The organism is Spirillospora sp. NPDC046719 (assembly GCF_040645715.1).
Lineage (GTDB): Bacteria > Actinomycetota > Actinomycetes > Streptosporangiales > Streptosporangiaceae > Spirillospora.
Map to the genome: position 1 here is coordinate 20,561 of NZ_JBEYYT010000095.1, position 6,607 is coordinate 27,167.

The following is a 6,607-nucleotide window of genomic DNA, read 5'->3' on the forward strand; positions in this document are numbered from 1 at the left end:
TGGTCCGCTGCTCATGCCAGGCGATCCGAGAACGGCGGACATTCGTACAAGCCACCGGCCTCCGCCTGCGGCGACAGTGACCTGTGACCGACGGGATCTCACCGAGCCGAGGGGAATGCGATGCCGCAGACCGGTTCAGGCATGTACTGGGAAGAACACGGCCAGGGTCCGGCGGCACTCGTCCTGTTGCCGGGATTCGGGGCCTCGGCGGGGCTGATGGCCGGGATCGCGCGGCACCTGAGCGGATTCCGCGTCCTGGTCTTCGACCTGCCCGGACACGGCGGGTCCGCCGGAGCGCCGGCGGACGGGAGGCTGCCCGCGCTGGCCGCGACCCTGCACGACGCGATCAAGGACGCCGGTGTCGGCGCGCACTTCCTGGCCGGCTGTTCTCTCGGCGGTGCGATCGCGCTGCGCATGGCGCTCGACCACCCGGACGAGGTGCGTGCGCTGGTCGGCATCGTGCCGTGGAACGCCGCGGGGACGACCGCCGACGACCAGGTGATCGCCGGCTTCGATGCCGCGTACGGCGACGCCGGAGCCCTCGCGCGGGGAGTCGCGGCGATCTCCGTGGACCCGTCGAAGACGTCGGGTCTGGTGGACGGCATGCTGACCGTCACCGAGCGGATGTGGCACGGCTGGCTCGCCGGAGGCGCCCTGACGAGCCAGGCCGACGAGCTGCCGGGGCTGCGCGTGCCAGCCTGCTCCATCATCGGCGGCAAGGACGTCGTCGTCGACCAGGCCGCCCAGCTCGACGACGTACGGCGCATCCCGGGCGGCCGCGCGGTCCTGCTGAGCGACCTCGGCCATCTGTGCGGTCTCGAAAGGCCCGATGTCGTCGCGAACGAGATCACCGCGTTCCTGACCACCGTGGACACGGAATCCGGGTGAGACGGGCGGGTTGTTGGTTCGGTGATAAACGGCGGGGTGACGCTGTGCGGTGAGGCACATAACCGAGCGTGCGCGGTCGGCCATAATCCGTTCGTGCCCAGCAATGCCGCGCCCCCGCTGAACGAGGACTTCCGGCTGGTCGAGGGGCTCCGGAGGCAGCGGCCCGGGGCGGTCGGCCACGTCTACAACGTGTACGGGCCCGAGCTCGTCGAGTACGCGGAGGGGCTGCTCGGCGACCACGGGCGGGCGGTGCGGGCCGTGCGGGCGGCGCTGCTCGCGCTGCGGGCCGACGGGGCGGACGTCCCCGACGCGGGAACGTTCCGGGACTGGCTGTACGAGGTGGTCCGCGACGAGTGCCGCAGGCCCGAACGGGGGCGCCGGCGGATCGCGGTGATCGGGGCGGCGGCCGCGGCGGTGCTGGCGGCCGGGGTGGTCGCGGCGTTGGAGACGGGCGGCGGGGACGCGGCGCCCCGGCCGGCGCCGACGGCGGCGGCGACGACGCCGGAGCCGAGCGCGCCGCCCGTGACGGTCTCGCCCGCACAGAAGGACGAGCAGGAGAAGAAGGACGTTAAGGAGAAAGGCGGGAAGAAGGGCGAGCCCGCCGGGAAGAGGCCGGCGAAGCACCGGCCAGGCGGGGGCGGGGCAGGGCGGCTGGCGGTGAGCGACGGCGGCTGCCACGGGCTCGGTGTCGCGGGGCTGCCGAGGTCGTGTCCGGTGCGGCTGACGGCGGTGGGCGGGACGGTCCACTGGGCGGTGGCGTCGGTGCGGTCGCGGGGCGGGCGGGTCAGCGCGTCCGGCGCGGGGACGCTCAAGGCGGGCCGTTCGACGACGGTGACCGTGGTGGTGCGGCCGACGGTGCTCTGCTACATGGGCGGGGGCGGCGGAGGGTCGGTCGCCTTCTCGCCCGGCGGCACCGCCACCGTCTCCTACACCTGCTGGCGCCGCTAGTAGCATCACGCCCCATGTCGCGAGCGATCTCCCGGGACCCCGATCGGCTGGTCCTCTTCACCGACGCGGTCGTGGCCATCGCCGTCACGCTGCTGGTCCTGCCGCTGGTCGACGTGGTGCCGGAGACGGTGCGCGGGCACGGGGCGTCCAGCGAGGTGATCACCGAGCACAAGGCGCAGATCTACAGCTTCCTGCTCAGCTTCGTGGTGATCATCCGCCTGTGGCTGGTGCACCACCGGACGTTCGAGCACATCCGCGGCTACACGCGCGCCCTGATGCTGTGGAACGCGGGGTGGGTGCTGGCCATCGTCGTGCTGCCGTTCACCACCGAGATGGTCGCCTCCTACTCCGCGCACGACCGCTTCACCATCGGGTTCTACATCGGCAACGTCCTCGCCGCGGCGGTGTGCCAGACCCTGATCACCGTGATCGCCTACCGGACGGCCGGGGTGGCGTCGGAGGACGACCCGCCGACAGCCGCGGCGATGCGCGGCGGCCTCTCCACCGTGCTGCTGCTGATCGTCGCCCTGGTCCTGGGGGTCGTGTTCCCCCAGGTCTCCTACTGGGGCCTGCTGCTGCTCGTCCTGGAGCCGCTGGTGAGCAGGGGCTGGCGGTTCGTGGGTCTCTAGCCTCCGGACGGCCGTGTCGGCGGGGTGCGACGGGTATCCGGGCGCGGTCCGGGGAAGGTTCCCGGTGGTCGGCACCGCCTCCGGAGACCGAGGAGCTGGCATGGACCAACGGCCCGAGATCGACACGACCGTGCCGCATTCGGCGCGGATCTGGAACTTCCTGCTGGGCGGCACGGACAACTTCCCCGTCGACCGCCGGGCGGGCGAGCAGGTCTTCCGGTCCTTCCCCGGGATGGTCGACATGGCCCGCAGGTCCCGGCAGATGCTGACGCGGGTGGTGCGCTTCCTGGCCTCCGAGGCGGGGGTCCGGCAGTTCCTCGACATCGGCACGGGCCTGCCGACCATGGACAACACCCACGAGGTCGCGCAGCGGGTCGCGCCGGAGGCCCGCGTCGTGTACGTCGACAACGACCCGCTGGTGCTCGTGCACGCCAGGGCGCTGCTGACCAGCAGCCCCGAGGGCGCCACCGACTACATCGAGGCCGACGTGCGCGATCCCGAGCCGATCCTGGCGCAGGCCGCGCGGACGCTGGACCTCGGGGAGCCCGTCGCGCTGATGCTGATGGGCATCCTCGGGCTCGTCGAGGACTACGACCAGGCCCGCGACGTCGTGCGGCGGCTGATGGCGCCGCTGACGTCGGGCAGCTACCTGGCGGTCTACGACGGCACCGACGACGATCCGGCGTACCTGGCGGCCATCGAGGCGTTCAACTCCGGGAGCGGCGCCGTCCCGTACACGCCGCGCAGCCGCGAGCAGATCGCCCGCTACCTCGACGGCCTGGACGTGCTGCCGCCCGGTGTCGTGCCCGTGACGCGGTGGCGCCCCGACCCGGACGGGGAGCTTCCCGAGGTGGCCTGCGCCGGGGGCGTCGCACGCAAGCCCTGACCCGCGCGGTACCACGCCGCCCTTATCGGCGTTTAACCCCCGTTGGGCCATGCTCGGCGCATGCGTGTGCTGATCGTGGAGGACGAGCGGGTGCTCGCGGACACGATCGCCGAGGGCCTCCGCGAGGAGGCCATGGCGGTCGACGTCGTGTACGACGGGGACGACGCGCTGGAGCGGGCGTCCTACACCGAGTACGACGTCGTCGTGCTCGACCGGGACCTGCCGACCGTGCACGGCGACGAGGTGTGCCGCGAGCTCGCGGAGCGGCGCGGCCCGGCGCGGATCCTCATGCTGACGGCGGCCGGGGACGTCGAGGACCGGGTGGACGGGCTGTCGCTCGGGGCCGACGACTACCTGCCGAAGCCGTTCGTGTTCGGCGAGCTGGTGGCGCGGGTGCGCGCGCTGGCGCGGCGGACGGGGGCGCCGGTGCCGCCGGTGCTGGAGCGCCGCGGGATCCGGCTCGACCCGCACCGCCGCCGGGTGGCGCGGGACGGCCGGGAGCTGCGGCTGACGAACAAGGAGTTCGCGGTGCTGGAGGAGCTGCTGCGCGCCGAGGGCGGGGTGGTGAGCGCCGAACGCCTGCTGGAGCGGGCGTGGGACGAGAACATCGACCCGTTCAGCAACATCGTCCGGGTGACGATGGCGACGCTGCGCCGCAAGCTGGGCGAGCCCGCGGTGATCGAGACGGTCACCGGGTCGGGGTACCGGCTGGAGGCGCGATGAGCGTGCGCGGGAGGGTGCGCGGGAGGGTGCGCGGGCGGGTGCGGACGCCGCGGCTGAGCGTCCGGACGCGGCTGACGCTGGTGTACGGGTCGCTGTTCCTGGTGACGTCGGCGGTGCTGGTCGCGGTGATGTACGTGCTGACGGCGCGGACGCTGGACCAGCGGCTTCCGGAGCGGACCGCCGTGGACCCGCGGGTCGCCGCGAAGCTGCGGATCCTCGTGTCGAAGAAGGACTTCGGCCAGGTGCTGGCGCTGAAGTCGGACGCCGACCGGCAGCTCGCGCAGCAGAAGCACGACGTGCTGGAGCGGCTGCTGCAGACCTCGCTGCTGACGATGGTGGCGCTCGGCGTCCTGGCGGTGGTGATCGGGTACCTGGTGGCGGGGCGGATGCTGCGCCCGCTGCACAAGGTGACGGCGACGGCGCGGCGGCTGTCGGAGAGCACCCTGCACGAGCGGATCGCGCTGGACGGCCCGCAGGACGAGATCAAGGACCTGGCCGACACGTTCGACCGGATGCTGGACCGGCTGCACCGGGCGTTCGACGCGCAGCGCCGGTTCGTCGCGAACGCCTCGCACGAGCTGCGCACGCCGCTGACGATCAACCGGACGGTGCTGGAGGTGGCCCTCGCCAGCCGGAAGAACCCGCCGGAGACCAAGGCGCTCGCGGACGTGCTGCTCGGCAACACCGAACGGCACGAGCGGCTGATCGAGGGGCTGCTGCTGCTCGCCCGGTCGGAGCGGGAGCCGGCGACGCGGACGCCGACGCCGCTGCCGGACGTGGTGCGCGGCGCGCTCGGCGACCTGGACGGGCGCACCGGCGAGGTGGACGTAGAGGCGCGGCTGGCGCCGGCGGAGGTGGCGGGCGACCCGGTGCTGCTGGAGCGGTGCGCGATGAACCTGCTGGAGAACGCGGTGAAGTACAACGTGCGGGACGGCCGGGTGTGGGTGCGCACCGGGGTCCGGGACGGGGAGGCGTTCCTGCAGGTGGTGAACACGGGACGGCCCGTCCCGGCGCACGAGGCGGCGCGGATCTACGAGCCGTTCCGGCGGCTGCGGGCGGACCGGGTGGGGTCGGCGGACGGCGCGGGGCTGGGCCTGTCGATCGTGCGGGCGGTGGTGGGCGCGCACGGCGGGACGATCGAGACGGTCCCGCGGCGGGGCGGCGGGCTGTCGATCACGGTCCGGCTGCCCGCGGTCGCGCGGGACGCCCTGGCCCCCGCCTGAGACGCGCGCCGCCTGAGACGCGCCCGGCTCCCGGGACGGGTCAGCCGGCGTGCTCGGCGGGCAGCGGCCAGGGCGGCGGCTGCGGCCAGTCGACGCGCCCCTCGGGGCGGGGCTGGTCGTCGCCCGCGGTGAGCCAGCGGTGCACGACCTTGCCGGTGGCGTTGCGGGGCAGTTCGGGGATGAAGTGGACGTCGCGCGGCACCGCGTACCGCGCGACCTGCGCGTGCACGTACGCGCGGACGGCCTCGGCGTTGAGCCGGGCGCCGGGCCGCAGCACGATGAAGGCGGCGAGGCGCTGGCCCCAGTCGTCGTCCGGGACGCCGATCACGGCGGCCTCGTGGACCTCGGGGAGCCGCAGGATCGCGTCCTCGACGTCGCGCGGCACGACGTTCTCGCCGCCGGAGACGACCATGCCGTCGGCGCGGCCGTCCACGAACAGCAGGCCGCGGTGGTCGATGTGGCCGAGGTCGCCGGTGGCGAGCAGCCCGTCGCGGACCTGCATCGGCTCGCCGCCGGTGTACCCCTCGAAGAGCAGCTCGTTCGCGGCGAAGATCTCCCCGATGGTGGAGCGGCCGACGCGGCGGCCGTCGGCGCCGACGATGACGAGCGAGGTGTTGCGCGGCGGCCGGCCCGCGGTGCGCGGGTCGATCCGCAGGTCGCGCGGGGTGGCGATGGACACCCAGGACGCCTCGGTGGAGCCGTAGACGTTGTAGAGCCGGTCGCCGAACGCGTCCATGAACCGGGTGGCGAGGTCGCCGGGCAGGGCGGCGCCGCTGAGCGCGACGATCCGCAGGGACGAGGTGTCGTACAGCTCGCGCCGCTGCGGCGCCAGCTCCAGGATGCGCTGGAGCATGACGGGGACGGCGAACACGACGGTGTCGCGGTGGGAGGCGATCGAGCGCAGCGTCCGCTCGGGGTCGAACCTGCGGTGCAGGACGATCGGCGCGCGCAGCGCCCACGCCATCTGCAGCGCGGCGTAGCCCCAGGTGTGGAAGAGCGGCGCTTCGATGATCATGGTCTGCCGGGTGCGCAGCGGGATCCGGGAGGTCATCGAGGCCAGCGGCCACAGCCCGGGGCGGGGCGGGCGGCGGGCGCCCTTGGGACGGCCGGTGGTGCCGGAGCTGAGCATGATCGTCCGGCTCTGGATCTGCGGCGGGGCCGGCGCGGTCTCCGGCGCGGGCACCGAGGCGATCACCTCGTCGATGCACGGCCCGGTCTCGGCGGGATCGGGCCGGGACGGCGCGGCGGCGGGCGGCACGGCGGCAGGCGGCACGGCGGCCGACGGGGGGGCGGGCGGCGCGGCGACGGGC

General features: G+C 74.1%; 7 protein-coding genes. 6 read left to right on the forward strand and 1 reads right to left on the reverse strand.

The window, feature by feature from the left end:
• The first annotated feature begins 120 nt into the window (after positions 1-120).
• From ABZ914_RS18430 to ABZ914_RS18455, 6 genes are all read left to right on the forward strand, one after another.
• Complete coding sequence (locus ABZ914_RS18430) at positions 121-888, forward strand: alpha/beta fold hydrolase (protein WP_500194237.1); 768 nt, start codon at positions 121-123, stop codon at positions 886-888.
• Between the two features lie 93 nt (positions 889-981).
• On the forward strand, positions 982-1,836 hold the full coding sequence (locus ABZ914_RS18435) for an RNA polymerase sigma factor (protein ID WP_500194238.1): 855 nt from the start codon (positions 982-984) through the stop codon (positions 1,834-1,836).
• Between the two features lie 14 nt (positions 1,837-1,850).
• Positions 1,851-2,465, forward strand: a complete 615-nt coding sequence (locus tag ABZ914_RS18440) for a TMEM175 family protein (RefSeq protein WP_500194240.1) — start codon at positions 1,851-1,853, stop codon at positions 2,463-2,465.
• A gap of 100 nt (positions 2,466-2,565) precedes the next feature.
• Positions 2,566-3,351, forward strand: a complete 786-nt coding sequence (locus ABZ914_RS18445; protein WP_190857436.1) for an SAM-dependent methyltransferase — start codon at positions 2,566-2,568, stop codon at positions 3,349-3,351.
• 60 nt (positions 3,352-3,411) lie between these two features.
• Entirely contained in the window at positions 3,412-4,074 is a 663-nt protein-coding gene (locus ABZ914_RS18450; protein ID WP_500194242.1) for a response regulator transcription factor, read from the forward strand.
• A complete protein-coding gene (locus tag ABZ914_RS18455; RefSeq protein ID WP_500194244.1) occupies positions 4,071-5,297 on the forward strand; it encodes a sensor histidine kinase in 1,227 nt (408 codons plus the stop codon). Before ABZ914_RS18450 ends, ABZ914_RS18455 begins: the two co-directional genes overlap by 4 nt.
• A gap of 40 nt (positions 5,298-5,337) precedes the next feature.
• Here the strand turns inward: ABZ914_RS18455 and ABZ914_RS18460 are convergent.
• On the reverse strand, positions 5,338-6,607 hold a 1,270-nt coding region (locus tag ABZ914_RS18460), incomplete at its 5' end, for an AMP-binding protein (RefSeq protein ID WP_500194245.1).

Bases quoted from the DNA above. Each gene is read 5' to 3' on its own strand.
- ABZ914_RS18450 (WP_500194242.1), top strand. From the start codon at position 3,412: ATGCGTGTGCTGATCGTGGAGGACGAGCGGGTGCTCGCGGACACGATC.
- ABZ914_RS18455 (WP_500194244.1), top strand. From the start codon at position 4,071: ATGAGCGTGCGCGGGAGGGTGCGCGGGAGGGTGCGCGGGCGGGTGCGG.
- ABZ914_RS18440 (WP_500194240.1), top strand. From the start codon at position 1,851: ATGTCGCGAGCGATCTCCCGGGACCCCGATCGGCTGGTCCTCTTCACC.
- ABZ914_RS18445 (WP_190857436.1), top strand. From the start codon at position 2,566: ATGGACCAACGGCCCGAGATCGACACGACCGTGCCGCATTCGGCGCGG.
- ABZ914_RS18430 (WP_500194237.1), top strand. From the start codon at position 121: ATGCCGCAGACCGGTTCAGGCATGTACTGGGAAGAACACGGCCAGGGT.